This is a genomic window from Streptomonospora halophila (assembly GCF_039542725.1).
GTDB classification, from domain to species: Bacteria; Actinomycetota; Actinomycetes; order Streptosporangiales; family Streptosporangiaceae; genus Streptomonospora; species Streptomonospora halophila.
In genome coordinates this window covers 118,192-144,814 of the sequence record NZ_BAABIK010000015.1, presented here as the reverse complement: position 1 = coordinate 144,814, position 26,623 = coordinate 118,192, and the positions used below count along the sequence as shown (strand labels likewise).

Annotated in this window: 21 protein-coding genes; 14 read left to right on the top strand and 7 right to left on the bottom strand. The window is 73.4% G+C overall.

All coding sequences use genetic code 11. The features are described 5' to 3' along the window. Positions 1-310 precede the first annotated feature (310 nt). The 6 genes from ABEA15_RS14645 (at position 311) to ABEA15_RS14620 (ending at position 5,736) form a co-directional block, all read left to right on the top strand. Complete coding sequence (locus ABEA15_RS14645) at positions 311-1,240, top strand: hypothetical protein (protein ID WP_345557055.1); 930 nt, start codon at positions 311-313, stop codon at positions 1,238-1,240. A 3-nt stretch (positions 1,241-1,243) separates the two neighbouring features. Then, positions 1,244-1,885 (top strand): DUF5941 domain-containing protein, encoded by a 642-nt coding sequence (locus ABEA15_RS14640; protein WP_345557054.1) that lies wholly within the window; start codon positions 1,244-1,246, stop codon positions 1,883-1,885. A gap of 16 nt (positions 1,886-1,901) precedes the next feature. Beyond that, on the top strand, positions 1,902-2,633 hold the full coding sequence (locus ABEA15_RS14635; RefSeq protein WP_345557053.1) for a phosphocholine cytidylyltransferase family protein: 732 nt from the start codon (positions 1,902-1,904) through the stop codon (positions 2,631-2,633). 5 nt (positions 2,634-2,638) lie between these two features. Beyond that, positions 2,639-3,688 (top strand): iron-containing alcohol dehydrogenase family protein, encoded by a 1,050-nt coding sequence (locus tag ABEA15_RS14630; RefSeq protein WP_344144635.1) that lies wholly within the window; start codon positions 2,639-2,641, stop codon positions 3,686-3,688. Continuing rightward, positions 3,666-4,436, top strand: a complete 771-nt coding sequence (locus tag ABEA15_RS14625; protein WP_345557052.1) for a CDP-alcohol phosphatidyltransferase family protein — start codon at positions 3,666-3,668, stop codon at positions 4,434-4,436. Before ABEA15_RS14630 ends, ABEA15_RS14625 begins: the two co-directional genes overlap by 23 nt. A gap of 469 nt (positions 4,437-4,905) precedes the next feature. After that, positions 4,906-5,736: a glycosyltransferase family 2 protein gene (locus ABEA15_RS14620; protein WP_345557064.1), complete on the top strand. Its 831-nt coding sequence runs from the start codon at positions 4,906-4,908 to the stop codon at positions 5,734-5,736. Between the two features lie 79 nt (positions 5,737-5,815). Here ABEA15_RS14620 and ABEA15_RS14615 read toward each other — a convergent pair whose 3' ends face one another. The 3 genes from ABEA15_RS14615 to ABEA15_RS14605 all read right to left on the bottom strand — a co-directional run bounded on the left by ABEA15_RS14615 (position 5,816) and on the right by ABEA15_RS14605 (position 10,762). Next, positions 5,816-7,045, bottom strand: a complete 1,230-nt coding sequence (locus ABEA15_RS14615) for a glycosyltransferase family 4 protein (RefSeq protein WP_345557051.1) — start codon at positions 7,043-7,045, stop codon at positions 5,816-5,818. A gap of 220 nt (positions 7,046-7,265) precedes the next feature. Then, entirely contained in the window at positions 7,266-8,591 is a 1,326-nt protein-coding gene (locus tag ABEA15_RS14610) for a nucleotide sugar dehydrogenase (RefSeq protein WP_344144521.1), read from the bottom strand. A 467-nt stretch (positions 8,592-9,058) separates the two neighbouring features. Then, positions 9,059-10,762: a glycosyltransferase family 4 protein gene (locus ABEA15_RS14605; RefSeq protein ID WP_345557050.1), complete on the bottom strand. Its 1,704-nt coding sequence runs from the start codon at positions 10,760-10,762 to the stop codon at positions 9,059-9,061. A 215-nt stretch (positions 10,763-10,977) separates the two neighbouring features. Here ABEA15_RS14605 and wecB point away from each other — a divergent pair, with 215 nt between their 5' ends. From wecB to ABEA15_RS14590, 3 genes are all read left to right on the top strand, one after another. Further along, positions 10,978-12,081, top strand: coding sequence for a non-hydrolyzing UDP-N-acetylglucosamine 2-epimerase (wecB, locus tag ABEA15_RS14600; protein WP_345557063.1), 1,104 nt, complete (start codon positions 10,978-10,980; stop codon positions 12,079-12,081). 54 nt (positions 12,082-12,135) lie between these two features. Continuing rightward, entirely contained in the window at positions 12,136-13,899 is a 1,764-nt protein-coding gene (locus ABEA15_RS14595) for a hypothetical protein (protein WP_345557049.1), read from the top strand. 262 nt (positions 13,900-14,161) lie between these two features. After that, complete coding sequence (locus tag ABEA15_RS14590) at positions 14,162-16,345, top strand: glycosyltransferase (RefSeq protein ID WP_345557062.1); 2,184 nt, start codon at positions 14,162-14,164, stop codon at positions 16,343-16,345. 154 nt (positions 16,346-16,499) lie between these two features. Here ABEA15_RS14590 and ABEA15_RS14585 read toward each other — a convergent pair whose 3' ends face one another. Together ABEA15_RS14585 and ABEA15_RS14580 are read right to left on the bottom strand one after the other, a co-directional pair. Further along, the gene (locus ABEA15_RS14585) at positions 16,500-17,945 is read right to left on the bottom strand and encodes an LCP family protein (RefSeq protein ID WP_344144515.1); all 1,446 of its coding nucleotides are present in this window, start codon (positions 17,943-17,945) and stop codon (positions 16,500-16,502) included. 24 nt (positions 17,946-17,969) lie between these two features. After that, on the bottom strand, positions 17,970-18,818 hold the full coding sequence (locus tag ABEA15_RS14580) for a TIGR03089 family protein (protein WP_345557048.1): 849 nt from the start codon (positions 18,816-18,818) through the stop codon (positions 17,970-17,972). A 227-nt stretch (positions 18,819-19,045) separates the two neighbouring features. Here ABEA15_RS14580 and ABEA15_RS14575 point away from each other — a divergent pair, with 227 nt between their 5' ends. The 4 genes from ABEA15_RS14575 (at position 19,046) to ABEA15_RS14560 (ending at position 24,406) form a co-directional block, all read left to right on the top strand. Next, complete coding sequence (locus tag ABEA15_RS14575; RefSeq protein ID WP_345557047.1) at positions 19,046-21,091, top strand: hypothetical protein; 2,046 nt, start codon at positions 19,046-19,048, stop codon at positions 21,089-21,091. A 47-nt stretch (positions 21,092-21,138) separates the two neighbouring features. Next, complete coding sequence (locus ABEA15_RS14570) at positions 21,139-22,062, top strand: glycosyltransferase family 2 protein (RefSeq protein WP_345557061.1); 924 nt, start codon at positions 21,139-21,141, stop codon at positions 22,060-22,062. A gap of 7 nt (positions 22,063-22,069) precedes the next feature. Then, on the top strand, positions 22,070-23,161 hold the full coding sequence (locus ABEA15_RS14565; RefSeq protein ID WP_345557046.1) for a glycosyltransferase family 4 protein: 1,092 nt from the start codon (positions 22,070-22,072) through the stop codon (positions 23,159-23,161). 99 nt (positions 23,162-23,260) lie between these two features. Then, positions 23,261-24,406 carry a cystathionine gamma-synthase gene (locus tag ABEA15_RS14560; protein WP_344144507.1) on the top strand — a complete coding sequence of 382 codons (1,146 nt, stop codon included), beginning with the start codon at positions 23,261-23,263 and terminating at the stop codon, positions 24,404-24,406. A gap of 90 nt (positions 24,407-24,496) precedes the next feature. Here the strand turns inward: ABEA15_RS14560 and ABEA15_RS14555 are convergent, their stop codons facing one another. Together ABEA15_RS14555 and ABEA15_RS14550 are read right to left on the bottom strand one after the other, a co-directional pair. Beyond that, positions 24,497-24,937, bottom strand: coding sequence for a DUF6292 family protein (locus tag ABEA15_RS14555; protein WP_345557045.1), 441 nt, complete (start codon positions 24,935-24,937; stop codon positions 24,497-24,499). A 343-nt stretch (positions 24,938-25,280) separates the two neighbouring features. Then, positions 25,281-25,577 (bottom strand): hypothetical protein, encoded by a 297-nt coding sequence (locus ABEA15_RS14550; RefSeq protein ID WP_345557044.1) that lies wholly within the window; start codon positions 25,575-25,577, stop codon positions 25,281-25,283. A 241-nt stretch (positions 25,578-25,818) separates the two neighbouring features. Between ABEA15_RS14550 and ABEA15_RS14545 the strand changes: the two genes are divergently transcribed. After that, positions 25,819-26,616, top strand: a complete 798-nt coding sequence (locus tag ABEA15_RS14545) for a GntR family transcriptional regulator (RefSeq protein WP_344144501.1) — start codon at positions 25,819-25,821, stop codon at positions 26,614-26,616. Positions 26,617-26,623: the final 7 nt, after the last annotated feature.

Here is a 26,623-nt window from a genome sequence, read left to right as displayed (position 1 = left end):
CGGCGCCCTTCGCCATGCCCGCAGCCGGTTCGGGAAACTCCCATCAACGATCTAGGGGGCGCGAGGCGCGGCGACCGGGCGGCCCGACCCGCCGGTTCTGCGCCCGACCCCGGCGGCGGTTCACCTCTTCCGGCGCCTGCGGTGTGCCGATGGTTGCCAGGCGTACCCCTTCGGGTACACGGTGAACGCGAGGCCGCGTGGGAGGGGCACTGCCGTGTCAGATGTCGATGCGCGCGCCGGACGCGGAGGCGGCAGGCGCAGCGGTCCGACCGGTCGGCGGTGGCGCCCGGTACGGGTGAGCCCGTCCGCCATGACGCGGATCGGGGTGGTGCTGGCCGTCGCCGCCGGTGTGTGGTTCACCGAGGGCGGACCGCGCGGCGCCGTCATCGGCTCGCTGCTGCTGGGCGCGGTGGTGCTCACCGACGCCCTGGCGCAACGGGTGCGCGCCGCGCGCCGCGACCGGCTCGACGTGTGGCTTGCGCTGGTCCTGGGGCGGCTGCGCGAGTACGCGGTCTACGCCGGGCTGGCGATCGGCGGCACGGCCGCCGGCGTGGCCGACGCGTGGGGCTGGGCCGCGGGCGCGCTCATCGCCGTCGCGCTGCGCGACTCCCTGGCCGCCGCGCGTCGGGCCGACGCGGGCGAGCCCGAGTGGAGTCCCGAGTCGGGTCTGCCCCGGCCCATCGATGCGGTCGATCCCAGCCGGCACCGTGAGGACGGCTCGCCCGGCGACGCCTCGCTGACCGCCGAGCTTCTGGGCCGCGAGACGGCCGAGGACGACACCGCCGCGTCCGGCCCCGACACAGCGCCCGACGCCGCGCCCGACACAGCACCCGACGCCGGCGAGGGCGGCGGGAGCGCTTCCGGGGCCCCCGCGTCGGCCGAGGGCGCCGACGGCGCAGCGCTCTTCGGCATCCGCACGGTGCCCAAGGGCGCCCCCTGGCCCGGCTGGGCCGAGGTCCGCGCCGAAGCCCTCGGCGAAGGCGCGCCGGGCTCGACCGCACCTGACGCGGCAGAGAGGACGGCAGACACCGGCGGCGACGCGCCCCGCCGCGGCGGCGGACCGCGCCGCGCTCTTCTCGCCCGGCTCGCCGCGTTCCCGCAAGCCGCACGATTCGCAGCGGTGGCCCTTACGATAACGATTTGGGACGCACGGGTGACGTTCATCGCACTGATCGCGGGCTGCGCCCTCGCGGCCGCCGCCGACCTCGCCGGCCCCCCGGACGACGACATCGCGAGGTGAGCCGTGGGCGTTTCCGCTTCCCCGCCCGGAACCAGCGTGGACCTGCGGTTCCTCCGCGATGACGGCCACCTGAGCACCGCCATGGGCCGGATCGTCGCAGGCGGCCTGCCCCCGCTGCCACCGACCCTCGCCGGGGCGCTGGTGGCCGGAGTCCTGATGGCGACGGGACTCAACCACCTGGCAGGCATTACCCTGTTCGCACCGGTCGCCGCGCTGCTGCTCTCCGGAGTCGCCTCGGGGCACCCGCACGACGGACGGTTCGACCGGCTCGTCCCGCCCCTCCTGCGCGCGACGGAGTACCTTTATCTCCTCGCGCTCGGCTACGGGTCCGGCGTAGGCGGCCCACTGGTTTTCGTACTGTTGGCTGCGGTCGCGCTGCACCACGCAGACGCCGTGCACCGCACCCGCACCGGTCTGCGTCCGCCGGCCTGGGTCATGCGGGCGATGCTCGGTTGGGACGGGCGGATGCTGGTCCTGGCCGCCGGCGGGGCACTGGGGTGGCTGCCGTTCGCCTACGGTGTGCTGACGGGTTACCTCGCGGTACTGCTCGTGTGGGAGGCCACGACGAGCTGGCTGGCGGCCCCGATCGCGGAAGCGGAGGCTCCGCGCAACGAATCGGGAGGCGTGGACGCCTCCACGACGTAAGGAGGAACACGCCTACATGCTCGGTATGGTTCTTGCCGCAGGAGCCGGGCGCCGACTGCGCCCCTACACCGACACGCTGCCCAAGGCGCTGGTGCCGGTCGATGGTGAGACCACCATCATGGACATCTCGCTGCGCAACCTCGCCGCCGCGGGCCTGACCGACGTCGTCGTCGTCGTGGGGTACCGCGCCGAGGCGGTCGAGCAGCGCAAGCAGGAGATGGAGCGCCGCCACGGGGTGCGGCTCACTCTGGCCTACAACGACAAGGCCGAGGAGTGGAACAACGCCTACTCCCTTTGGACCGCGCGCGAGTTCTTCTCCGAAGGCGTCCTCCTCGTCAACGGCGACACCGTTCACCCGGTGAGCGTGGAAGAGACGCTACTGGCCGCGCGCGGACCGGAGCTGCTCCTCGCGGTGGACAGCGCCAAAACACTGGCTGACGAGGAGATGAAGGTGACTCTGGACGAGTCCGGCCATCTCCGCCGCATCACCAAGCTCATGGACCCCGCCGAGGCCGCCGGCGAGTACATCGGCGCGACCCTCATCGAGGGATCGCTTTCGGACCGGCTGGCCGACGCGCTGCAGGCCACCTGGGAGCGCGACCCGCAGCTCTACTACGAGGACGGCTTCCAGGAGCTGGTCGACCGCGGCGGCAAGGTCGCCGTCGCGCCGATCGGCGAGGTCGACTGGGTCGAGGTCGACGACCACGACGACCTGAACCGCGCTCAGGAGATCGCATGCCGCTACTAGCCCGGATGGTCAACGCGCCGCTGGCGATCGACGTGCGCCAGGGCGCCATCGCGTCGCTGGGCACGGTGCTGGCCGACCGCCGCATCGCCAACGAGGGCCGCATCGCCGTCGCGGTCGGGCCCGGCCAGGGCTCCCAGATCGCCGGCGAGCTGGACCTGCCGCACTGCGAGGTCTTCAAGGTCGAGGGCGGCAGCGTCGACGTGGCCACCGAGCTGGGCAAGAAGCTGCGTTCGGGCGCCTACGAGGCGGTCGCCGGCATCGGCGGCGGCAAGACGATCGACGTCACCAAGTTCGCCGCCTCCATGGCCGGCATCCCCATGGTCGCCGTGGCCACCAACCTCTCCCACGACGGCATCGCCTCGCCGGTCAGCTCCCTGGAGCACGAGAGCGGCAAGGGCTCCTACGGCGTCACGATGCCCGTCGCGGTCGTGGTCGACGTCGACTACGTGCGGGCCGCACCGCAGCGCCTGGTGCGCTCGGGGATCGGCGACGTCGTCAGCAACCTGTCGGCGATCGCGGACTGGGAGCTGGCGGGCCGCGAGCAGGGCGAGCCCGTCGACGGCATGGCCGTGACGTTCGCCCGCACCGCCGCCGAGGCCATCGTCAACCGGCGCGACACCGTCGACTCGCAGGACTTTCTGACCGCCCTGGCCGAGGCGCTGGTGCTCTCCGGCATGGCGATGTCGGTCGCGGGCTCCAGCCGCCCCGCCAGCGGCGCCTGCCACGAGGTGCTGCACGCGATCGACCAGCTCTACCCGGGCACGAGCAACCACGGCGAGCTGGCCGGCATCGGCGCCCTCTACGCCTACTTCCTGCGCAGCCGGTACCAGGGGTTCGGCGAGGAGCGGATGAAGGACATCCGGGCCTGCCTCGACCGCCACGGCCTGCCCGCCCTGCCCGGCGACGTCGGCCTGGACGAGGAGCAGTTCGCGCGCGCGGTGGCCCACGCCCCCGCCACCCGGCCGGGGCGGTACACGGTCCTGGAGCACCTGGCCCTTTCGGACGACGACATCAGGCGGAGCGTGGCGGAATATGTCAAAGCCATCGATCGATGAGGTGCGTTCGGGCGGCCAGCCTGAGGGGATCAAGGAGCGGCTGAACGAGGAGCACTGGGCGGGCCGCCTCTATATGCGCGACCTGTCGCCCTACTTCAGCGTCGTCTTCATCCGCCTGGGCGTTCCCCCCAACCCCATCACCTACCTGATGATGGCCACCGGAGTGCTCGGCGGTGCCGTCCTCGCGCTGGGCGGGTTCTGGTCGGCGGTGGCGGCGGTCGTGCTGATCCAGCTCTACCTGCTGCTGGACTGCTCCGACGGCGAGGTCGCGCGCTACACCGGGCGCACCAGTGTCGCGGGGATCTTCCTGGACCGCATCGGCCACTACCTCGCCGAGGTCGCCCTGCTCATCGGCCTCGGGGTCCGCGCCCAGGGCGGGCTCGACGCCGGCGGCTGGGTGATCGGCGGCATGGCCGCGGCCCTCGGCGCCGCCCTGATCAAGGCCGAGACCGACAACGTGGTCGTGGCCCGGGCGAAGGCCGGGCTGCCGGAGAAGGTCTCCGACGCGGCGCTCCAGCCCCGTTCGCCGCGACTGGGCACGGCCCGCAAGGCGGCGGCCGCGCTGCGGTTCCACCGGGTCATCCAGGCCGTCGAGCTCTCGCTGCTGGCACTGGGGACCGCCGTGATCGACCTGGTGCGCGGCGACCTGATGGCCACCCGGGTGCTGGTGGTCGTCTGCGTCGCGGTGGCCGCGCTGCAGACGCTGCTGCACATGGTCAGCGTGCTGGCGTCGCGCCGGTTGGAGTAGACCCGCCCGCCGCCTGCGCCGCCCGGTGGGGGACGCCGACTCGCGCGGAGTCCCCCTCCGGCGCCCGCGGGGGGCGCGGGCCTCCGCGCCTGCCCGGCCGCCGCACAGTCGGCGACGCGCGGGGCGACACGCCCGATCCGCCGCCCGATTCCGCACCGCACGACCGCGTGCCGCGCGTCACCTACGGGCGTGTCGTCGGCGCTCCCCCCTTATCCTCTTGTTAGCCGTTTCATGCGACGGTCATTCACTGTCAACCACGAGTCCAGGTTCACGAACGGTTCCCATGACCAGTCCAGGTCTGCCGAGCGGCCCCGACCCAGCCGCCGCTCCCGAGTCCGCAGAGCCGTCCGCTCCCGCGCCGCAGCACGTCGCCGACGGCGAGGCCGCGCTGTCCCGTACCGTTGACGGATCGGATCCGGCCGGGCACGGGGGGGAGCAGCGGTTGAAGATCTCCTGCGTCATCCTGACGATGGGGACCCGGCCGGCCGAGCTCCGCCGCGCGGTCACCAGCGTGCTGGAGCAGGAGGGCGCGGAGCTGGAGCTGATCGTGGTCAGCAACGGCGCCGAGCTGCCCCCGCTGCCCGAGGACGTCAAGACCGTCCGGCTGCCCGAGAACATCGGCATCCCCGAGGGCCGCAACCACGGGGTCAAGGCCGCAGACGGCGACATCGTGCTCTTCCTCGACGACGACGGCTGGTACCGCTCGCGCGACCTCGCGCGCCATGTCAGCGGCCGCTTCGCGGCCGATCCCGGCCTGGGCATCGTCACCTTCCGCATCGTCGACCCGGACGGCGGGCCCGACCAGCGCCGCTACGTGCCGCGCTTGCGCGCCGGCGACCCCCTGCGCTCCAGCCGCGTCACCACGTTCCTGGGCGGGGCCGCGGCCGTCCGGCGCGCCGCCTTCGACGCGGCCGGCGGGCTGCCGGGCGGGTTCTTCTACGCACACGAGGAGAGCGACCTGGCCTGGCGCGTCCTGGACGCCGGCTACCACATCGAGTACGACGCCGAGGCGGTCATGTACCACCCCTCGACCCACCCCAGCCGGCACGAGGACTTCTACCGGCTCAACGCGCGCAACCGGGTCTGGCTGGTGCGGCGGAACCTGCCCTGGCCGCTGGCGCTGTCGCACCTGGGCGTGTGGATCGGCATCACGGTGCTGCGGGTGCGGTCGCTGTCGGCGCTGCGGGCGTGGTTCCGCGGGTTCGGCGAGGGCTGGCGCGGCGACTGCGGCCGGCGCAGGCCGATGCGCTGGTCGACCGCCTGGCGCATGACCCTGGCCGGGCGCCCGCCGGTCATCTGAGGTCCGCCGGGCCGACCGGCGAGCCGATCGGCGGCGGACCTCAGCCCGGCTGAGGGCCCTCAGCGGCGCTCGGGCGGTGTCACAGCGGCATCCGCCTGGCGGGCCGGAACTCCACGGGCTCCGGTTCGGGTCCGCACTCCGGCGCGGGCGGTGCCGCGGGCGCGGCCTCCGGCGCATCCGCGCGTCCGGGCGCGGTGCGCGCCTGCCGCGGAAGCCGAGGCGGTGCACCGGCCCATTCCTCCAGCTGCCGCACGAACGGCTCGGCCTGCTGCGGCCAGTGGAACCAGGAGCGGGCGACGGCGTGCCCGGTGGCCGCCAGACGCTCGCGCAGCGCCTGGTCGGAGCGCAGCGCCAGCACCGCGTCGACCGCCGCTGACGGGTCGCCGTACGGCACGATCGCGCCGCACTCGCCCTCGGGCCGGCCGGTGACCAGCGAGACCGCCGCCGGGTTGGGCGTGCTGACGACCGGCAGGCCGTGTGCCATGTACTCGACCACCTTGGTCGGCAGCGAGCTGCGGTAGTTCGGGGTGTCCTGCAGCAGGCAGACGCCGGCCAGCGCGCCGGAGACCATGCGCAGGGCCTGGTCGTTGGGCACGAAGCCGTACCACTCCACGGCCTCCTCGCGCTGGGCCTCGCGCAGCAGCGGCCGGATGCCCGGATCGGCGGCGCCGATGATCTCGACCCGCACGCCGTGCGGGCGCAGCATCCGGCCCATCTCGATGAGCTCGTGGGCGCCGCGCGCGGCGGAGAGGTGACCGAGGTAGACGACCCGGTCGGTGCCGGGTCTGCGCTCGGGCCGCTCGGGGACGTAGGTGGTGTTGGGCACGACCGGGTGCGCCAGGGCGAAGCGCTCGCGGTAGCCCTCCTCGGCCAGCAGCAGGTGCATCCGCTGCTCGGCGCGGCGCTCGAAGCCCCGCACGACCGGCCCCAGCGGGCGCCGCAGCGGCCGGGGCATCCACGGCTTGGTCAGCAGTGCCGCCGCCGCGTCCTCGTGGACGTCCCACACGGTGGCGGGGCGCGTGCGCGGCAGGGCGAGGAGCAGCTCAGGATCGTGGAAGAGCAGGACGTCGGCCTGGGGAGCGTGATGGGCCAGGGCGGCGTGGGCCGCCCGCAGCGACGCCAGGCGGCGCCTCCCGGTCGCGCGCGGCACGTCGACCGGTGTCAGCTCCCGCCACGGTGTGACGCCGCTGTCAGCGAAGGGCGCCATGTAGGTGACCCGGTGCCCGGCATCGAGCAATGCGCGGATCTGGCGGTGCAGGATGCGCGCGTCCTCGGGATGGTGCACCACGGTGGCCACGAGTGCGTGCATATGCGAATTCACCACTTCCGAACGCCGGTTTCCGGGCGCTTCCCCTGTTGGAGCTCCGCCGCTCCGTATCCGACATTAGGGAGACGGGGAAACAGCAGGTGAAAACCGGGGTTACGCCGGGAGGTTGAGTGGATGAAGCCCTGACCGCGGCACTCCCGCCCGCCACCGCACTCGGCGGGTGCGGGGCGGGCGCCGCGGCGGACCGAAGGCGGGCGCGTCTTTATAGGACCACCGCGCCTTCGCGCTCGATGGGCGCGGTGGTGTGGCCGTCCTCGTGCACCGTGCCGGCGGGCAGCCGCCGCAGCACGCCGCGGGTGTCCAGGAGCAGCCGTGCGTGCTCGGTGAGCAGTTTGGGCGTGTAGGCGCTGTGGTCGGTGAGCAGGATCGTCAGGTCGGCCTCGGCCATGGCCTGCTCCAGGTCGGTCGCGCGCGGGAGCGCGTGCCCGTTCAGGCTCCACTCCTCGACGTGCGGGTCGTGGTAGGTGAGCGTGGCGCCCTTCTCGGCGAGCTTGCGCGCGACCGGGCGGGCCGGCGACTCGCGCTGGTCGGCGATGTCGGGCTTGTAGGTGACGCCCAGGAGCAGCACCCGCGAGCGCGACAGCGCCAGACCGGAGTCGTTGAGCAGCTCCAGGGAGCGCTGCAGCACGTAGCTGGGCATGCGGGCGTTGATCTCCTGGGCGAGCTCGACGAACCGGAACGGATAGCCCAGGGTCTTGACCTTGTAGGAGAGGTAGTTCGGGTCGATCGGGATGCAGTGCCCGCCTACGCCGGGGCCGGGGTAGAACGCCTGGAACCCGAACGGCTTGGTCGCGGCGCAGGAGATGGAGTCCCACAGGTCCACGCCCAGCTCCTGGCAGAAGATCGCCATCTCGTTGACCAGGGCGATGTTGACGTGGCGGTAGGTGTTCTCCAGCAGCTTGGCCATCTCGGCCTCGCGGGTGCCGCGCGCCTGGACCACGGTGTCGACGAAGCGGCGGTACAGCGCGGCCGCGGTCTCGCCGCAGCGCTCGGTCATGCCCCCGACGACCTTGGGCGTGTTGGCCACGCCGTAGGTGGCGTTGCCGGGGTCGATGCGCTCGGGCGAGAACGCCAGGTGGAAGTCGGAACCGGCCACCAGGCCGGACTCCTCCAGCAGCGGCCGGAGGACCTCCTCGGTCGTGCCCGGGTAGGTCGTGGACTCCAGGACCACCAGGGTTCCGGGCGCGAGGTGCGCCGCTATGGCGCGTCCGGCGGCGGCGACGGCGCCGAGGTCGGGGCCGCCCTCCTCGGACAGCGGCGTGGGAACGCAGATGACGACGTTGCGGGTGCCGGCGATCACCGATGCGTCGGTGGTGGCGGTGAACCCGCCCTCGACCATCTCGGCGATGTCGGCCGAGTCGAGGTCGTCGACGTGCGAGCGGCCGGCGTTGAGGTCGGCGGCCACCGCGGAGCTGACTTCGAGCCCGGTGACGGTGAGCCCGGCCCGCGTGGCCTGGTGGGCCAGCGGCAGGCCGACGTAGCCCAAGCCGATGACGACCAGATCCGATGTTGGGGTTGCGACGTCCACGGGGGTCACCCTCGCCTTCGTTCTTTTATCGGGGAATCCCGAGGTGCCCTGCACGGCCATTCCGGTGACGAGGACGCGCGAGTACGGCTGCGCGTTGGCTCGATTGGCGAGATGGCCTATATCGGTCAGTCTCCGCCGACTTCCCCTGCGGCTTCCCGAATTGGTGTAAGGCGCGCATCGGTCGTCCGGTTCCGTGCCTGTTCAGCTACACATCCGCACTGACGCACGCCTCTCCTGGGACCGACTCTAGGGCAGGGCCGCGGGAGCGCTCGGTCGAAACTCTTACATGTTCGGAGGATTTAACCCCCAGGCCACCCAGGATTTCTGGGTTTGCCGATGTTTCGGCGAAATGCCGGTGAACTGGGAAAACGCCGTTTCCACAGGGTTCTGCGACGTCCGCGGGTAAGGGCTGGGCGCGGCGCGCGTGGAGCGCGGGTGCCCCGGGCGGCCGCGGGGCCGGTGCCGGCTCAGGCCCGCAGCGACGCGTAGGCCTCGATGTAGCGGTGCGCCGCGGCCTCCCAGGTGCGGTCGCGGCCCACCCGCGCGCGCGCGGCGCGGCCGTAGTCGGCGCGCGTGCCGGGGTCGGCCGCCAGCTTCTCCAGGCAGTCGGCGAGCTCGCCGGGGTCCTGGGGCCGGACCAGCTCGCCGGTGGCGCCCGGATCGACGATCTCGCGCAGCGCCTCCAGGTCGGAGGCCACCACCGGCAGACCGCCGGCCATCGCCTCGACCGGTTTCAGCGGCGTTACCATGCGGCTGACGCGCTCGTCGCGCCGCGGCACCGCGAACACGTCCAGAGCGGCGTGGTGGCGGCGCACCTCGTCGGCCGGGACCCGGCCGGGGAAGTGGGCCGCCGCGCCCAGCCCCGCCGCCGCGGCGCGTTCACGCAGGGCGCCCAGCTCCGGGCCGTCGCCCACGATCAGCGCGTGTGCGGCCACACCGCGGCGGCGCAGCTCGGCCACGGCGTCGATCAGGGTGTCGAGGCCCTCGTAGCCGTAGCAGCTGGTCGTGGTGCCGACCACGAACCCGTCCTCGCCCGCGCCCAGCTCGCGGCGCAGGCCGGCGCCGTCGGGCAGCGGCTCAAGGAACGCTTCGTCGACGGCGTTGGGCACCACGATCACCTTCGCGGGATCGACGCCGCGCCCGGTGATCTCGGCCCGCATGGTCTCGCCCAGCGTCACGACCAGGTCGGCCTCCTGCATGCAGGCGGTCTCGCGGGCCCGCTCGGCGGTGTAGAACGCGTCCTCGGTGCTGCGCGAGGGGTCGCGCGAAAGCCAGGACTCCTCCAGGAACCCGCGCACCTCGTAGACCACCGGCAGCGAGAGGCGCCGGCCCAGCTCCAGGGCGAGCCGGGCGTTGCCGTGGTTGCTGGCCGCGTGCAGCACGCCCGGTCGCAGCCTCCGCGCCAGGGGCAGCGCCAGCCGCAGCCCCGCACGCAGCTCGGCGGACGGGTCGGCGGGCGCCAGCCACGGCAGCAGCCGGTGGTAGCGCACGCCGTCGACCTCCACCAGCCGGCGCGTGTCGGCGATGCCCTTGGTCAGCGGGTAGCCCGCCCGGGTGGCCACGTGCGGTTCGAGCCCGGCGGCGAGCTGGCCCCGGGCGATGCGGTGGGTCCGCTGGGTGTATCCGGCGTTCGTGTGCGGCAGGGCGTTGGTGACCAGGTGCAGGACCCGCCGGGAATCGCCGGATTCCTGATCGTTCATCGTGTCGTGGTGTGGCGTTCTCCGCTTCGGCGCTACGGTGAGGTCGTGCCACCGGCCCGAGGGCTCTGCACGGACGGCGCGGCCCGTCGTCAGCGCCAGCCGGTGCGCCAGCCCGGCGCGGATCCGGTCCTCGGGAAGCATCGCGATGAGCTCCTCGGCGACTCCGGGCTGCTCGACCGCCAACGCGAACGCGGTGAGACGGGCGAGGCGACGGTTGGAGGCTCCATGGGCGGCGCTGCGGAGGGCGTCGATCGACTCCGCCCGGTTGCCCGCGTCCCACAAGGCGTAGGCGCGGGGGAGCGCCCCGGCTCGGCCCAGGGCGGCGCGCGCCGGCGTCCGTGCGCGTTCGGGCAGCAGCCGCAGCCCGAGCAGCGGCAGCCGAGCGGGTTCGGTCCTCAGGTGTCGCCAGGTCAGGCTCGCGGTAAAGGTGGCCGCTTTCACGAAATTGCGCACGGTGGGGTATCCAACCATGTCGAAGTGATCCTCCGGTGACACCTGAGCGTCCAACTGTCGCGAGCCGGGGGATCGGAAACGAAGGGAACACGATGTCGTCAGCACCGGCCGCCCGTGCCAGCAGCGACCGAGCCGACGGAGCCGGCGCCGATGGCGAGGCGGCTCCCGGGCGCACGGCCGAGTCTGCGCTCGCGCCCCCGTCCTACGCCGGTGGACCCGGCGCCGGCGAGATCGTGCACATCGTCGGCGCACGGCCGAACTTCGTCAAGGCGGCTCCGGTCGTGTCGGCTCTGGCGGCGCGGGGCCTGCGCCAGTCGGTGGTGCACACCGGCCAGCACTACGACGACCGCATGTCGGCGGTCTTCTTCCGCGAGCTCGGACTGCCCCGCCCCGACGTCGACCTCGGCGTGGGCTCGGGCTCGCACGCCCAGCAGACCGCGGCGCTGATGACCGGCCTGGAGGAAGAGTTCACCTCCCGTTCACCGGGCCTGGTCGTCGTCTACGGCGACGTCAACTCCACGCTGGCCGCCGGCCTCGTCGCCGCCAAGCTGCACATCCCCGTCGCCCACGTCGAGGCCGGGCTGCGCTCCTTCGACTGGTCGATGCCCGAGGAGGTCAACCGCCGGGTCACCGACCAGCTGGCCGACCTGTGCTTCGCCACCAGCCCCGAGGCGGTCGGCCACCTCGCCGCCGAGGGCGTGGCCGTCGACCGGATCCACCTGGTCGGCAACCCGATGATCGACACGCTGCTGGGCAGCCTCGACCGGTTCGACACCGCGGCCCTGCGCGAGCGCCTGGACCTGCCCGAGTCCTATGTCGCGGCCACCCTCCACCGCCCCGCCAACGTCGACGACCCCGACGTCGTCGCGCGCCTGGTGGCCCGCCTGCACGAGGTCGCCGACCAGATCGACGTGGTCATGCCCGTGCACCCGCGCGGGCGCGCGGCCCTGACCGCCGCCGGCCTGGACGGCCACCCCCGCATGCACCTGCTGGAGCCGCTGGGCTACGTCGACTTCGTCACCCTGGTTCGCGCCTCCACCGCGGTGGTCACCGATTCCGGCGGCGTCCAGGAGGAGACCACGATCCTGCGCGTGCCGTGCCTGACCCTGCGGCCCAACACCGAGCGGCCGATCACCATCACCCACGGCAGTAACCGCCTGGTCACCGATTCCGAGCTTCCCGGCCTGGTCTCCAAGATCCTGGCCGGCGAGGGGCTCGGCACGGCGGCGGTCGCCGACGTGCCGCCGCTGTGGGACGGCCGCGCCGGCGAGCGCATCGCGGCGGTCCTGGCCGACTGGACCGCCGCCCCCGCGGCGAGTGCGAACCGCGGTGCCTGAGGCCGTGCTCGATGCCCGACCGGATCCGCAACCTCCCAAGGCAGGAAGTGTCCCGTGAAACGGCGTGAACTGAGCCACACCGAACAGCTGCGCCAGGCCCTCTCCGAGCGGGAGGCCCAGCTCCAGGAGGCCAAGGCGCGGCTGGCGGCGCTGGAAGGCTCCACCTCGCTGCAGGTGGGTCGCGCCCTGACCGCGGCGGCCAAGCGGCCCGCGCGCGGCCTGGTCCGGCTGCCGCGCGACCTCTTCCGGCTCTGGCGCAAGGCGGGCCGCACCGGCCCGGCCACCGGACGCGGCCGCAAGGCCCAGCCGGTGCGCTCCTTCGACGCCGAGCGCGAAGAGGCCCGGCTGCTCTCCGGCGGCGTGGGTGTGCGCGACAGCCGGCTGGTGGTCGCGGGCGTCCTCTCGCCCGAGGTCCGCGCGGCGCTGGAGCCCTACGTCCTGGTCGTGCCGCTGCGGCCGCAGGACGCCCAGGCGGCGTTCGAGTCCGTCGACGTCGACGTCGTGTGCGTATCGGCCTCGGCCACCGCGCCCGGCTCGCTGTGGGCCCACGCGGGCGACCCCGCCGTCAGCGACCGCACGCGGGTGCTGAACTGGGTGGTCGAGTCCGCCGAGGCCCGCGGTGTGCCCACCGTGCTCGTCGCCGACGCCCCCGCCCCGCCCGGCCTGGCGGCGCTGGAGTTCGACCACGTGCACCGCGGCGACACCGGCGTCCCCCTGCACCGGTTCAACCCTGTCGCCGCCGAACCCGAGCGCGCCCCCGACCCCGCCTACGTGCCCTCGCCCGCACCGGCGGGCGCCGTGGCCGACCGGCTCGTCGCGCGGCTCGCCGAGGACGGGCTGCGCCGGCTGTCCGGAGGCTGGCAGGAGCTGCCCGACGGGCTGCGCGCGTCCTCCGGCGTGGTCGTCGACGACTCCTCGCTGGCCGACCGGGCGCTGGTGTGCGGCACCCGCGCCCTGCTCCTGGGCGGCGTCCAGCACGGCGCCGAGGACGGCGGGCGCGACTCCGCGGTCCGCAAGATCGCCGCCGACGCCGCGGCCCTGCGCTCCACCGCCGCGGCCGACGAGCTCCACCGGCTGCGCCAAGCCGGTCCCCTCACCTCCGACGAGCTGCGCCTGGTGCTGCGCTCGGTGTTCCTCACCGACGCCACGCCGGTGCGCCTCGCCGAAATCTTCGGCCGCCTGGGCTTCGCCCCCGGATCGGGCAGCCCCTCGCTGCCGCTGCGCGGCCGGCAGGCCGCGCTGCTGGCCATGCCCGGCGACGACGCCGACAGCCTGGCGCTGGCCGGCGACGTGCTGAGCCAGTCCCAGGCCCCCGCCGAGGTCGTCGTGCCCGCGAGCGCGAGGAACCTGGCCGGTATCGAGCGGATGCGCTCGCACGGCGTCCCGCTGCGCGAGGCCGAGGGCGCGGTCCCCGACGGCGCACCCCGGCCCGAGGACTGGGCGCGCCTGGCCCGTGCCGCGTCGGTGCCGTGGGCGGTCCTGTGGACCGCGCCGCGCGGCGAGCACTACCTCGCCGACCTCCTGTGCGCGGCCGAGTGCTCCGGCGCCGACGCCGTGGGGCCCGCGGTGCCGTCCTGGCGGACGGCGCAGCAGCCGGACGGGGACTCGGCGGACGCGGTCGGCCATGCGGCGGCCGAGCAGGAGTATGTTTTCGTGAGCGCGATCGTGCCCGAGCTCGCTCGCCGGGAGCTCGTCGGCCGCGCGCTTCAGCCGGGCGTGTGGAACAGGCACGGCGCGCGGCTGCTCGCCCTCGCGCCGCTGCGCGGCACCGAGGCGGGCGCTGCCGACCGCGCCCGCAGCACGCCCAGCGCCGGCTGATGCCGGCCCACCATCCGTCCCCCAAGCACACCGCCGTCAGCGCAATCCGAACAGGTCGGCCGCCGACCCGGCTCCGGGTGGGCCGAGCAGGCCGGGACGGCGCCCGCACGGGCGCGGCCCGGAGTATCGGAACGAAGGGAAGCACGTGACCAACCATCCTCGCGAACGCGAGCGAGCGAGCGGAGTCGGCGACGCTCAGGGGCCCCGGGCCGACCGCACCGGCGGCGCGGCGAGCGAGCGGCCGAGGAAGCTGCGCGCGCTCATCTACGGCGACGTCGACCTGAACATCATCGACGGTTCGGCGATCTGGGCGCAGTCGATGACCCAGGGCCTGGCCGCGGCCGGGTGCGAGGCCACGCTGCTGCTCAAGGCGCCGGTGACCACCGACCGCCTGGTGGCCCCGCTGTCCGGGGTCGCCGGGGTGACCGTGCGCCGCACCCACGAGGAAGGCCTGGCGCCCGAGGCGGGGCAGCGCGGCCTGACACCCGAGCAGGCCGTCGAGCTGATGACGCGGCTGGACTCCGAGGACCGCTTCGACCTCGTCGTGGTGCGCGGCCGCCGGCTGGCGATCGCCGCGTCGCAGAGCGAGCAGCTCGCCGGCCGGCTGTGGACCTACCTGACCGACGTCCCCCAGACCGTCGCGGAGATGAACGCCACCGCGGTCTCGGAGATCTCCGACATCGCCGTCGCGTCGCGGTTCCTGCTCTGCCAGACCGAGGAGCTGCGCGGATTCCTGGAGTCAGCGGTGCCCGCCGCCTGCGGCAAGAGCGTGCTCTTCCCGCCCGTGGTGGTCACCCCCGACGACGCGGTGAGCGACGGTGCCCCGCACGAGCCGCTGAAGCTCGTCTACACCGGCAAGTTCGCGCCGCGCTGGAACACGCTGGAGATGGCGCAGCTCCCGGCGGCCCTGGCCGAACGCGGCGTGCCCGCCGAGCTGCACATGATCGGCGACAAGGTGCACCGCGACTCCGCGGAGTGGGCGCGCGACATGAGCAGGGCGCTGGAGGGCACCGAGGGCCTGGTCTGGCACGGCGGCAAGCCCCGCGCCGACGCGCTGCGGCTGTCGGCGCAGTGCGACGTCGGCCTGTCCTGGCGTGATCCCGGGATGGACGCGAGCCTGGAGCTGTCCACCAAGGTGTTGGAACTGGGGGCGCTGGGACTGCCGGTCGTGGTCAACCGCACCCCCATGCACGAGCGGCTGCTGGGCGCCGACTATCCGCTCTACGCGGGCGAGACCACCGACTCGGTGGCTGACACGCTGACCCTGGCCGCCGACCCCGACATCTACCGCGAGGCCGCCGAGCGCTGCCGCGCGGCCGCCGCCGACTTCACCCTGGAGCGCGCCGCCGAGCGGCTGAGCGGCTACCTGGAGCTCGCCTGCCCCTCGGCGCCCTCCGGCACGGACCCGGAGCGGCCGCTCAAGGTGGTCATCGCCGGCCACGACCTGAAGTTCTTCACCCGGCTGGCCGAATACCTGACGTCGCTTCCCGGTCTGGACGTCCGAATCGACGAGTGGGAGTCGCTGCGCAACCACGACCAGTACCGCAGCCGGGAGCTGGCGGCCTGGGCCGACGTGGTCATCTGCGAGTGGTGCGGCCCCAACGCGCTGTTCTACGCCGAGCACAAGCGCACCGACCAGCGGCTCGTGGTGCGCCTCCACCGCTTCGAGCTCTACGCGGAGTGGCCGCGCAAGCTCGACATCGACAAGATCGACGCGGTGGTGTGCGTCAGCCCGTACTACGCCGCGCTGACCCGCGAGCTCGCCGGCTGGCCCGCCGACAAGGTGGTCGTGCTGCCCAACTGGGTCGACGTGGACCAGCTCGACCGGCCCAAGCTGCCCGGCGCCGAGTTCACGCTGGGCATGGTCGGCATCGCGCCCAGCCGCAAGCGGCTCGACCGCGGTGTGGAGGTGCTGGGCGAGCTGCGCCGGCGCGACCCCCGCTTCACGCTCGCGGTCAAGACCAAGCAGCCGTGGGACTACTGGTGGGTGTGGAACCGGCCGGAGGAGCGCGAGTACTACGAGCGCACCTACCGCACCGTCCAGCGCGACCCGCTGCTGGCCGAGGGCGTGGTGTTCGACCCGTTCGGCCCCGATGTGGCCACCTGGCTGCGCCGCGTCGGGTTCATGCTCTCCACCAGCGACGACGAGAGCTTCCACCTCGCGCCTGCCGAGTGTGCCGCCTCCGGCGGCATCCCCGCGGTGCTGACCTGGCCGGGCGCCGACACCATCTACTCCGGGCGCTGGCTGCACGACAGCCCCAAGGAGATGGCGGAGGCCATCCACGCCGTCGTCTCCGAGGGCCGCTTCGACGCCGCGCGCAGCGCCGCCAAGGCCGAGATCACCGAGAACTACGCGCTGCGGCGGGTATGCGAGATGTGGACCGACCTGATCGTCCACGGCAAGGTGCCCGCGAGCCGCGACGCCGCGGGAGCCGTCACAGCCTGAGCGCGCCCCGCCCGGCCCGGCGGGACGGACGCCGGGCCGGGCGGGTGCGCGCGGCAGGAAGCGGAAACGGCGGCGGGGCCGGAACCGAGGAACACTCCTCGAATCCGGCCCCGCCGCCGTTCTCACGCCCGGGCGCGCCCGGGCGCCGCCGCGCCTAGCCGCACTTCTGCTCGGCCTCGGCGGCTGTGGTGCCGTCGACCCCGCCGGCCCCGGACGAGGAGCTGCCCGCGTTGCTGGTGAAGCCGTCCCAGTCCTGGGCGAGCACGAGCTGCACCGTCTCGCCGAGGTTGGGGCTCTCCGCGATGGTGGCGTTGACCGCCTCGTCCGCGATGGCCTGGGCGTGCGCCTTCTGGCCGGGCCCGTAGTAGATCGTGGTCTGGGCGGGGATCTCCAGCGGGTTGCCGGTGTTGGCCACCTGGAAGCCCTCGGTGGTCAGCCACTGGCCCACCTGGTCGGCCAGGCCCGGCGTGCCCTCGCCGTTGAGCACCTCCACCGAGACCTCGGAGGGCTCGACCTTCTCCTTCTTCTCGCCTCCGCCGCCGCTTCCGCCGCCGTCGCCCTTGCCGCTTCCGCCGTCGTCGCCGGTGATGCTCTCGTCCTTGGCGATGGTCTCGAAGAGCTGGGAGGCCTGGGGCTCGGTGAGGGCCAGGCGGTTGGGGTCGTCGGGAGCCTGGCCGTTCGGGGCGGTCACGAAGTTGATGTTGCCGAGGTCGACCTCGCGCATCGCCACGGCGAGGTCGCTCATGACCTCCAGGGTGAACTCGTCGTCGGTGGTCATGGTCTCGGTCACCGAGCCGAGGAACGAGGTCAGGTTGCTCGGGCTGCTCAGGACCTTGCCGCTCATCACCTGGTTGAGCATCGCGCCGAGGAACTCCTGCTGGCGCTTGATGCGGCTGAGGTCGGTGCCGTCGCCCTGGCCGTAGCGCGAGCGCATGTAGCCCAGGGCCTCCTCGCCTTCGAGCACCTGCTCGCCCGCCTCCAGGTGGAGCTTGGCCTTTTCGTCGTCGATCGGCTCGGGGATGCACATCCGCACCCCGCCGAGGGAGTCGACGATGCCCTTGAAGCCGGTGAAGTCGACGCTCACGAAGTGGTCGATGTGGATGCCGGTGATGTGCTCCACGGCCTTCCACTGGCACTGGATGCCGCCGAGGGACATCGGCGTGTTGATCATGGCGCGTTGGGCCGCCATGCCGGGCTTGTCGCCGTTGGCCTCGCACGCGGGCAGGTCGACCAGCAGGTCCCGCGGCAGGTTGACCAGGGTCGCACGCCCCTTGTTGGGGGAGATGTGGGCGATGATCAGCGAGTCGGGCCGCGCGCCCTCGGCCTCGCCGTACTTCGCGTTCTCGCCCGTGCGGATGTCCGACCCGATCACCATGATGTTCAGCGCACCCTCGACCCGGCTGGGCCGGTTGCCGAACGCGTCGGTGTTGATGCTCTGCTGGTCGATATTGCCGTAGATGTCGTAATAGGCGGCGTAGGCGGTGAGGCTGGTCCCGATCACCGCAGCGGTCGTCAGGACCGCGAGCCAGCCGCCGATGGACAGGCTCTTCCGTGCCGCGCGCCCCTTCGCGGAGCCTCGGGACGAGCGTTTTCCGGGCATTATCGCACCAAATGTGGGGAGGGGTCAGGTCAGCGGTTTGAAGGATCCGGCGAGAGTGGGGGTGCCGGGCCGAGCGCCGGCTGTCGCCGTGACACGTTCCATGTCCAACCGCGGTTGCAGATTAGCCGAATCGTCGGCGGGGAGCACTACGAGCGGTACCGCACCCGCGAGCGGGGCGAGGAGTAGCGGCAGCCGCGATCCCAGCGCAGTGAGGGGGTCTCCGGCGGCGGTGATGACGGCCACGCGGTCGGTGGAGGCCAGCCCCCACTCGGCCAGCCGCAGCCGTGCGGACTCGGCCAGCTCGGCCCCCGAGGAGGCTCCGGCGGCGATCTCGGCGCCCAGCAGGTCCGTGCCGCCGGCGGCGTCGCCGGGCACCTCGAACGCAGGTGCTGCGGGGTCGATCGCGGCGGCCGCGAACCGGTCGCCGTAGCCGCGCACCTCGACACCGTAGTCCGCGGCGGCCGGCGGGCACTCGGCGAGCGGAGCGCCGAGGGGATGCAGCGACGTGCCCACCACCTCCCGCGCCCCCGTGTCGAGCGCGGCCGGCAGCCGGTCGGGATCGGCCACCGCGATGTCGCAGTCGGGCACCGCGCCCGGCGCCCCCGCGACGGCCGTCGTGCCGGTCGAGAAGCAGGCCAGCAGCCACACCAGGCTCTGCCAGTGCAGCGGAAGCGCCAGCCCGACCCGGTCGCCCGGCTCGGCGCCGAGCCCGTCGACGAGCATGTTCGCGGTCTTGGCCACCCAGTTGTCGAACGTGGCGTAGGACAGCTCCACCCGGCCGCCGGTCGCCTCGTCGTAGACGGTGGCGAAGGGGCGGGCGGGGTCCGCAGCGGCAGCGGCCCGCCACAGGTCCAGCGGGGTTTCCGAGCCCACGGGGTCGTCCTCGTCTCTCGGGTGCGGTGGTCTCGCCGGAGGGCGAGGCGCCGGGCCCGGCCGCCCGCGGGAGGCCCGCGTGCGCGTCCGGCGCCGGAGCACATGCTACTCACGGGGAAACCCCCGTCGCACCGACTCCGCGCGCCGGACGAGGTCAGCCGGGGCCGGGGCAGGACGGCGGTCGGTCCGTGGCGCGACCCGTTTGCCGAAGCTGAGAAGGTGCCTTCATGGGATCGACCTCCGCGCGCGTGTTCGCCCACGTTACAGCGGCACCGGCCGTCGTCCTTGCGGCGTGGCTCCTCGTCGCGTTCCCCCTGCTCGTGGCCGGGGTGCTCTCTCCGGTCACCGGTGCGCTGCTGGGCATCCCGGCGGTGGCGGCGGGCCTGCTGGGGGCGTTCCGGCTCGTGCCCGCGCTGCCCGCGGGCGCCGGGCGGGGGCCGGGTCTGCCGTGGTGGCCGTTCGTGCTGACGGCGGCGATCGCGGCCGCCTTCGCCGCGGTGCAGCTGGGCTACCACTCCGAGATCCTGGTCATCCGGCGCGATCCCGCCTCCTACGCGCAGTTCACCCACTGGATCGCCGAGCACGGTTCGCTGCCGATCCCGCAGCGGCGGGACCTCATCGCCGGAGGCGACAACGCGCTGGTCTACGGCAGCCTGGCCTACTACGAGGTCGGCGACGTCGTGTGGCCGCAGTTCCTCGCGGGCGCACCGCTGGTCTACACGGTGGGCCACTGGCTGGGCGGAATCCCCGGCATGCTGCTGGTCCCGCCGGTGGTCGGCGGGCTGGGCGTGCTGACCTTCGGCGGGCTCGCCGCGCGGCTCGTCGGTCCCCGCTGGGCGCCCGCCGCAGCGCTGGTGCTGGCGGTGTGCCAGACCCAGCAGTGGGTCAGCCGGTCCACCTACAGCGAGCCGGTCGCCCAGGTGCTGCTGCTGGGCGCACTCGTGCTGGCCTACGACGCGCTGACACGCCGAGTCGAGCCGCGCGGCTGGACCCGCTGGCACACCCTGGCCGCGGTCGCCGGGCTGGTGTTCGGGCTGGGCCTGGTCGTGCGCATCACCGCGCTGCGCGACCTGCTGCCGCTGGTGGCCTTCGCCGGCCTGCTGCTGGTCGCCCGGCGCGGCCAGGCCCTGCCGCTGCTGGGCGGGCTGGTGGTAGGCGCCGGCTACGGCGCCGTGGCCGGATACGGGCTCTCCCGCCCCTACCTGGAGCACCTGTCGGCCTCACTCGTCCCGCTGCTGTGGATCAGCGGCGCCGTGGTGGTCTCGGTCGCGGCCGCGGTGGCCCTGCTGTGGCGGCGGGGGCTCCCGCGCGGCGACCGGCCGCGGTGGCTGCCCTCCGCGGCCGCCCTGTCCGTGGTCGCGGTGATGGCGGCCCTGGCGCTGCGCCCGCTGGTCTACACCGACCTCGGGCACGGCGACGAGGCCACCGCCGCCTACATCGGCCGGGTCCAGGAGATCGAGGGCCTGCCCTTCGCCCCCGATCGCACCTACTACGAGATGAGCCTGTACTGGGTGGGCTGGTACGTGGGGCTGAGCACGGTGCTGCTGGCCGCCTTCGGCGCGGCGCTGGTCGTGCGGCGGATCATGCTGCACCGGGCCCCGCAGTGGGTGCTGCCGGCGATGGTGCTGTCGTGGACCGTCGTCACCACACTGCTGCGCCCGGCCATCACCCCCGACCACCCCTGGGCGAGCAGGCGGCTGATCGTGCTGGTGCTGCCGGCGTTCGTCCTCTTCGCCGTGTGGTTCGTCGCCTGGCTGGCACACCGGCTCTACACCGAGCCCGGCGCGGACCGGCCGTGGGTGCGCCGCTCTGCGGCCGCGGCGGCGGCAGCGGCCGGCGTCGCCGTGATGCTGGTGCCCACGGCGCTCACCGCCGCGGGGGTGATGACCTACCGCTCCGACGTGGGCAGCGTCGCGGCCGTTCGCAAACTGTGCCGGGCCATACCCGCCGATGCCAGCGTGGTCATGGTCGACGGCGTCTACGGGGGCTACATGCAGCTCGTACGCGGCATGTGCGGGGTGCCCACGGCGGGGCTGTCCTCGGCCGACCCCCAGCGCGACGTCGCGCGTATCATCGCCGGGATCGAGGAGCGCGGCCGCACACCCGTACTCGCGGCGTCGAAGCCGCGCGCCATCCTGCCCTACGTGGAGCCGGGCACACCCGTGCGCCACCCGTTCGACGTCCACGCGGAGCAGGATCCCAGCACCCTGATGGAACCGCCCGCGGGTGCGTGGGTCTTCGACGGCGACGTGTGGATCGCCGTCGTGCGCTGACCGGCCGCCCCGGTCGCGGAGCTATTCTGATCCCCACCGTGAGCGAGATGCCGTTGAACGAAGAACCCGGCGGGCCCGAGTCGGCTCCCTACGTCACGATCGTGCTGCCCTGCTTCAACGAGCAGGATCACGTCGTCAAGGAGGTCGAGCGGGTCTGCGCCGCGATGGACGCCTCCCACCACTCCTATGAGCTGCTGGCGGTCGACGACGCCTCCACCGACGACACGCTGGCCCTGCTGCGCGAGGCCGAGCCGCTGTTCCCGCGCCTGCGGGTGCTCGCCTTCGGGCACAACGGGGGCGCGGGCACCGTGCGGCGCATCGGCACCCGGCGCGCCCGCGGGCGGATCGTCGTGTGGACCGACGCCGACATGACCTACCCGAACGAGCGCATCCCCGAGCTCGTGGACCTGCTCGCCGCCAACCCCGACATCGACCAGGTGGTCGGCGCGCGCACGCAGGAGTCGGGCACGCACCGCCTCCTGCGGGTCCCCATGAAGTGGCTGATCCGCAAGCTCGCCGAGCGGCTGACCAACACCCGCATCCCCGACCTCAACTCCGGCCTGCGCGCGTTCCGCCGCGAGGTCTCGCTGCCCTACCTGCGCCTGCTGCCACCGGGGTTCTCCTGCGTGACGACGATCACACTGGCGTTCCTGTCCAACCAGCACCTCGTGCACTACATCCCGATCGACTACGCCAAACGCTCGGGCACCTCCAAGTTCCACTTCGTCCGCGACGCCTACCGCTACCTGCTGCAGGTGCTGCGGATGGTCATGTACTTCAACCCGCTCAAGGTGCTGATGCCGCTGGCGCTGTGGCTGCTGGGCATCGGCGCCGCGAAGTTCGTCTTCGACCAGGTCCGCGCGCCGCTCTACATCCCCAACAACACGATCATGCTGCTGACCAGCGGCCTGATCGTGGCGACCATGGCGCTGCTGGCCGATCTGATCGTGCGCTCGCGCGGCGGGGACTGAGCCGGCCGTGCGGATCAGCCTGGTCGGACCCACCCACCCCTACAAGGGCGGCGGCGCGCGGCACACCACCGAGCTGGCGCACCGGCTGGCCGCGCGCGGGAACGAGGTGGTCGTCGAGTCCTGGCGGGCCCAGTACCCGGCGCTGCTCTACCCCGGCCGCCAGACCGTCTCGGCGCCCGAGGGCGAACCGTTCGGCGCCACGCGGCGCGAGCTCGCCTGGAACCGGCCGCTGGGCTGGTGGCGGGCCGGCCGCAGAATGGGCGCCGAATCCGACCTGGTCGTGGTCACCGTGCTGATCCCCGCGCAGGCCGTGCCGTACCTGGGGATCCTCGCCGGGATCGGCACCGGGGCGCGGACCCTGGCGCTGTGCCACAACGTGCTGCCGCACGAGCGCCGGAGGGGCGACACGGCCCTGATGCGCGCGCTGCTGCGGCGTGTCGGCACGGTCCTGGCGCACTCGCCCGAGCAGGCCCGCCTGGCCCGCGGGCTCGCCGCTCCGGCCGCCGACGTCCGCTGGGCGCCGCTGCCGCCGCACCTGCCCGGAACGCGGGGCGACCGCCCGGCCGCCGCGAAGAGCGGGCTGCGGCGCACCCTGCTGTTCTTCGGCATCGTGCGGCCCTACAAGGGCGTCGACCTGCTGCTGCGCGCCTTCGCCCGCGGCGCGCCCGCCGACGTCGGCCTCACGGTCGCCGGCGAGTTCTGGGGCGGGTCCCGGCGACTGCGGGACCTCGCGGCCGAGCTGGGCGTCGCCGACCGCGTCGACTTCCGCGAGGGCTACGTTCCGGCCGACGAGCTGCCCGGGCTGTTCGCCGGCGCCGACGCGCTCGTGCTGCCCTACCGCGCGGCCACGGCCACCCAGAACGTCTACCTGGCCCACGAGCACGGCCTGCCGGTGATCGCCACCCGCGCCGGCGCTCTGCCGGACCAGGTGGCCGACGGGATCGACGGGCTGCTGTGCGAGCCCGGCGACGCCGAGGACCTGGCCGGTGCGCTGCGCCGGTTCTACACCCCCGGCACCGCCCAGAGCCTGCGCGCCGCCGTGCGCCCGGCCGAGGCCGGACCGCACTGGGACGTCTACATCGAGGAACTGCTGGCCTGAGGACCGGGGCCCGCCGCCCGGGAGCGGCGGACCCCGCACCGCGACCGGCGGCGTGCGGGAGGCTGCAGACCCACCGGCGGCTCATCTAGTGTGTGGGCCATGACGTTCGACGGGTTCGAGACACTGGCCATCCACGCAGGCCAGGAGGCCGACACCGAGACCGGCGCGGTCGTGGTCCCCATCTACCAGACGAGCACCTACGCCCAGGACGGCGTCGGCGGGCTCCGCGGCGGCTACGAGTACTCGCGCACCGCCAACCCCACGCGCGGCGCGCTGGAGGAGTGCCTGGCGGCGCTGGAGTCGGGCATCCGCGGACTGGCGTTCGCCTCGGGGATGGCGGCGGAGGACACGCTGCTGCGCACCGTGGCCAAGCCGGGCGACCACGTGATCATCCCCTCCGACGCCTACGGCGGCACGTTCCGGCTGTTCTCCAAGGTGCTGGAGCGCTGGGGCGTGGAGTGGGAGGCCGTGCCCCAGTCCGACACCGAGGCGGTGCGGCGCGCGGTACGGCCCGAGACCGTGGCGATCTGGGCGGAGACCCCCACCAACCCGCTGCTGACCATCAGCGACATCGAGGCGCTCGCCGGAGTCGCCCACGACAGCGGTGCGCTGCTCGTCGTGGACAACACCTTCGCCTCGCCCTACCTCCAGCGGCCGCTGGCGCTGGGCGCCGACGTGGTCGTGCACTCCACCACCAAGTACCTCGGGGGACACTCCGACGTGGTCGGCGGCGCACTCGTGGTCTCCGACCCCGAGCTGGGCGACCGGCTGGCCTTCCACCAGAACACGATGGGCGCGGTCGCCGGCCCCTTCGACGCGTGGCTGACGCTGCGCGGCGCCAAGACGCTGGGCGTGCGGATGGACCGGCACTGCGCCAACGCCGAGCGCGTCGTCGAGTCGCTGCGTGCCCACCCGGCGGTGAGCGAGGTCTACTACCCGGGCCTGCCCGACCACCCCGGGCACAAGACCGCCGAGCGGCAGATGCGCGCCTTCGGCGGGATGGTCTCCTTCCGCGTGCGCGGCGGCGAGGAGGCGGCGCTGAAGGTCTGCGAGCGCGCGCGGGTGTTCACGCTGGGGGAGTCCCTGGGCGGCGTGGAGTCGCTGATCGAGCACCCGGGCCGGATGACCCACGCCTCCGCGGCGGGCTCGCCCCTGGAGGTCCCCGCCGACCTGGTGCGCCTGTCGGTCGGCATCGAGTCGGCCGACGACCTGGTGGCCGACCTGGCCGGCGCGCTGGAGAGCTGAGGACCGTCGAGCGGTCCTCGGCCGCCGCGGGCGCGCGGGCGGACCGGTGCGCGGCACCGCCCGCGCCCCCGCGGCGGAGCGCCGCGGTGGCTAAACCGCGCCGACGGCGGAGTAGGCGGCCAGCCGGGCGTCGAAGCCGTCGCCGTAGTCGCGGAAGGACCGGTACCGCGGGCGCTCGCAGCCGCCGGCCCCGCGTCCGGCCAGCACGTCGCGCACCGCGGCGGCGACCTCGCCGGGTTCGGGCAGCAGGCCGCAGGGCAGGTACCGCGTGTCCTCCAGCGGGGCCCAGCCCTCGTCGTCCATGGGGCCGTAGCGCCAGCCGCTCTCCTCGTCCCAGACGAAGCGCAGCCGGCCGCCTTCGCGCCCGCAGACGATCACGGTGGCGTCCCGCGGGTCCATCGGGTCGTTCCAATGGTCGAGCACGGCGACGCCTCCTGCCGCCAGCCGCAGGGCGACGGCGTCGACATAGGGCTCGGGAAGCCTGACCCACTGGGGGGAGTACGGGGTTGGGAGAGGGCCGTTGTCGATCACGGCGCGGTCCTGCCTATCTAGGTGATTTCTGCGGAACGAACGGATGTCCGGATGCCGGCGCGCAGGCCCCGGTGGATCCGGGTTGCTCCCGCACCGCTCGCGGTGCGCGGCGCGGTCGCGCGATCGGGTTTCGCTGGTGGAAAGCTACGGGTTCGGCGGGGTCCGCGAGTGGATTGCCGCCGGGCGTGTCGCGCCCGCCGGGGCCTCGGCCGGACCGGTGCGGTGCGGCGCCGGGTGCGGCGCCGTGCACCGGCCGAAAACACGCGACCGCGCGCCCGGGTTGGCCGGGCACGCGATCCGCCCGCCTTCACGGCGGAGTTCGCTCTTCGGATGTTACGGGGGGTCAGACCAGGGCGCTCTCCCGGCCGAAGGCGGAGCCGTCCTCTTTTCCATCTCCGCCTTCAGCCTCGCTCCCGGTCTCGTCGTCCGGGACCGAGCCGTCGCGCACGAACCGCAGACCCGAGAAGGTGCGGCCGGCGCCCGAGAAGGCCCGGTCGCCGCCGCGGCCGTTGCGCAGAGCGCGGTAGTGACCTCGATCGCTTCGCTTGATCCCGATGGTCGCGGCGACCAGCATTCCGAGCAGGACGCTGAAGAACACGACCAGGATCACCACGATGGTCCCGATTACCAGGGGCATCATGTTTCCCCTCCTCTCGTCGCGCGCGGGCGCCCGTCCAGCGTCCGCGCTCCGGGCGGGTGGCCCGGGAGAGGAATGAACCCAATCCAGCGGACTGACCGATCAATATGGTTCAGACGTCTTTGTCTCCTGTTCAGCTTCATTAGATTCATTCCTACAACTACAACCATGCGCCGACATGGATGATGAGTCAAGGCTTCTGGGTAGAATCATTGGCACCAATTGGTGAACCTCGGGAGAGGCGATGGAGCCCCGGCATATCGAGATCGCTCAAGACCTCATGGAGGAGATCGACCAGGGACGCTATGCTCCGGGCGACTCCATTCCCACCGAGGACCAGCTCATCGACACCTACCGCACGTCGCGCAACACGGTGCGGCGGGCGCTGCAGGAGCTGTCCAACCGCGGGCGCATCAACACCAAGCAGGGCAGCGGAAGCACGGTGCGGGAGTACCGCCCCACCATCCACCTCGCCTCGCCGTTCGAGGGCCAGTCCGACGACGAGCGCTACGACAACTACGTCGAGCGCGTTCGCCGCGAGCAGGGCGTCGAGCCGCGCGAGGAGCTGATGGTCGGTCGCGAGGCGGCCACCGGCGTCCTCGCCCGCCTGCTCCACCTCGACCCCTCGGAGCAGCGGGGCTTCGTCGTCATCCGCCGCTGCGACCGCTTCGTCGGCCCGCGGCTGTGGGAGCGCCAGGAGTCCTACTACCCCGACCACATCGCCGAGGGCACCGACCTGGACCGCCCCGCCAACATCCCCGAGGGCACCAAGAAGCTGCTGGCCGAGCTCGGGTATCCGCAGACCGGCTCCTGGGACGTCGTCGGCGCCAAGATGCCCTCGCTCAAGGAGTCCTCCCGGTTCGCGCTGGGGCCCGGCGTCCCGCTGCTGGTCCACGAGCGGGTCGCCTACTCCGACACCACGCCGATCCGGTTCACCCGCACGTTCCTGCCGGCCGACCGGCACCAGCTGCTCTACGCCGAGGGCGCGATCGCGCCCGAGCTGCTGCAGATGGCCACCGACGTGAACGTCTACGACCGCTGACCCCGCC

Bases quoted from the DNA above. Each gene is read 5' to 3' on its own strand.
- ABEA15_RS14620 (WP_345557064.1), top strand. From the start codon at position 4,906: ATGGGGACCCGGCCGGCCGAGCTCCGCCGCGCGGTCACCAGCGTGCTG.
- ABEA15_RS14625 (WP_345557052.1), top strand. From the start codon at position 3,666: ATGTCAAAGCCATCGATCGATGAGGTGCGTTCGGGCGGCCAGCCTGAG.
- ABEA15_RS14570 (WP_345557061.1), top strand. From the start codon at position 21,139: ATGCCGTTGAACGAAGAACCCGGCGGGCCCGAGTCGGCTCCCTACGTC.
- ABEA15_RS14575 (WP_345557047.1), top strand. From the start codon at position 19,046: ATGGGATCGACCTCCGCGCGCGTGTTCGCCCACGTTACAGCGGCACCG.
- ABEA15_RS14615 (WP_345557051.1), bottom strand. From the start codon at position 7,045: ATGCACGCACTCGTGGCCACCGTGGTGCACCATCCCGAGGACGCGCGC.
- ABEA15_RS14545 (WP_344144501.1), top strand. From the start codon at position 25,819: ATGGAGCCCCGGCATATCGAGATCGCTCAAGACCTCATGGAGGAGATC.
- ABEA15_RS14550 (WP_345557044.1), bottom strand. From the start codon at position 25,577: ATGATGCCCCTGGTAATCGGGACCATCGTGGTGATCCTGGTCGTGTTC.
- ABEA15_RS14605 (WP_345557050.1), bottom strand. From the start codon at position 10,762: ATGGTTGGATACCCCACCGTGCGCAATTTCGTGAAAGCGGCCACCTTT.
- ABEA15_RS14635 (WP_345557053.1), top strand. From the start codon at position 1,902: ATGCTCGGTATGGTTCTTGCCGCAGGAGCCGGGCGCCGACTGCGCCCC.
- ABEA15_RS14630 (WP_344144635.1), top strand. From the start codon at position 2,639: ATGGTCAACGCGCCGCTGGCGATCGACGTGCGCCAGGGCGCCATCGCG.
- ABEA15_RS14560 (WP_344144507.1), top strand. From the start codon at position 23,261: ATGACGTTCGACGGGTTCGAGACACTGGCCATCCACGCAGGCCAGGAG.
- ABEA15_RS14585 (WP_344144515.1), bottom strand. From the start codon at position 17,945: ATGCCCGGAAAACGCTCGTCCCGAGGCTCCGCGAAGGGGCGCGCGGCA.
- ABEA15_RS14645 (WP_345557055.1), top strand. From the start codon at position 311: ATGACGCGGATCGGGGTGGTGCTGGCCGTCGCCGCCGGTGTGTGGTTC.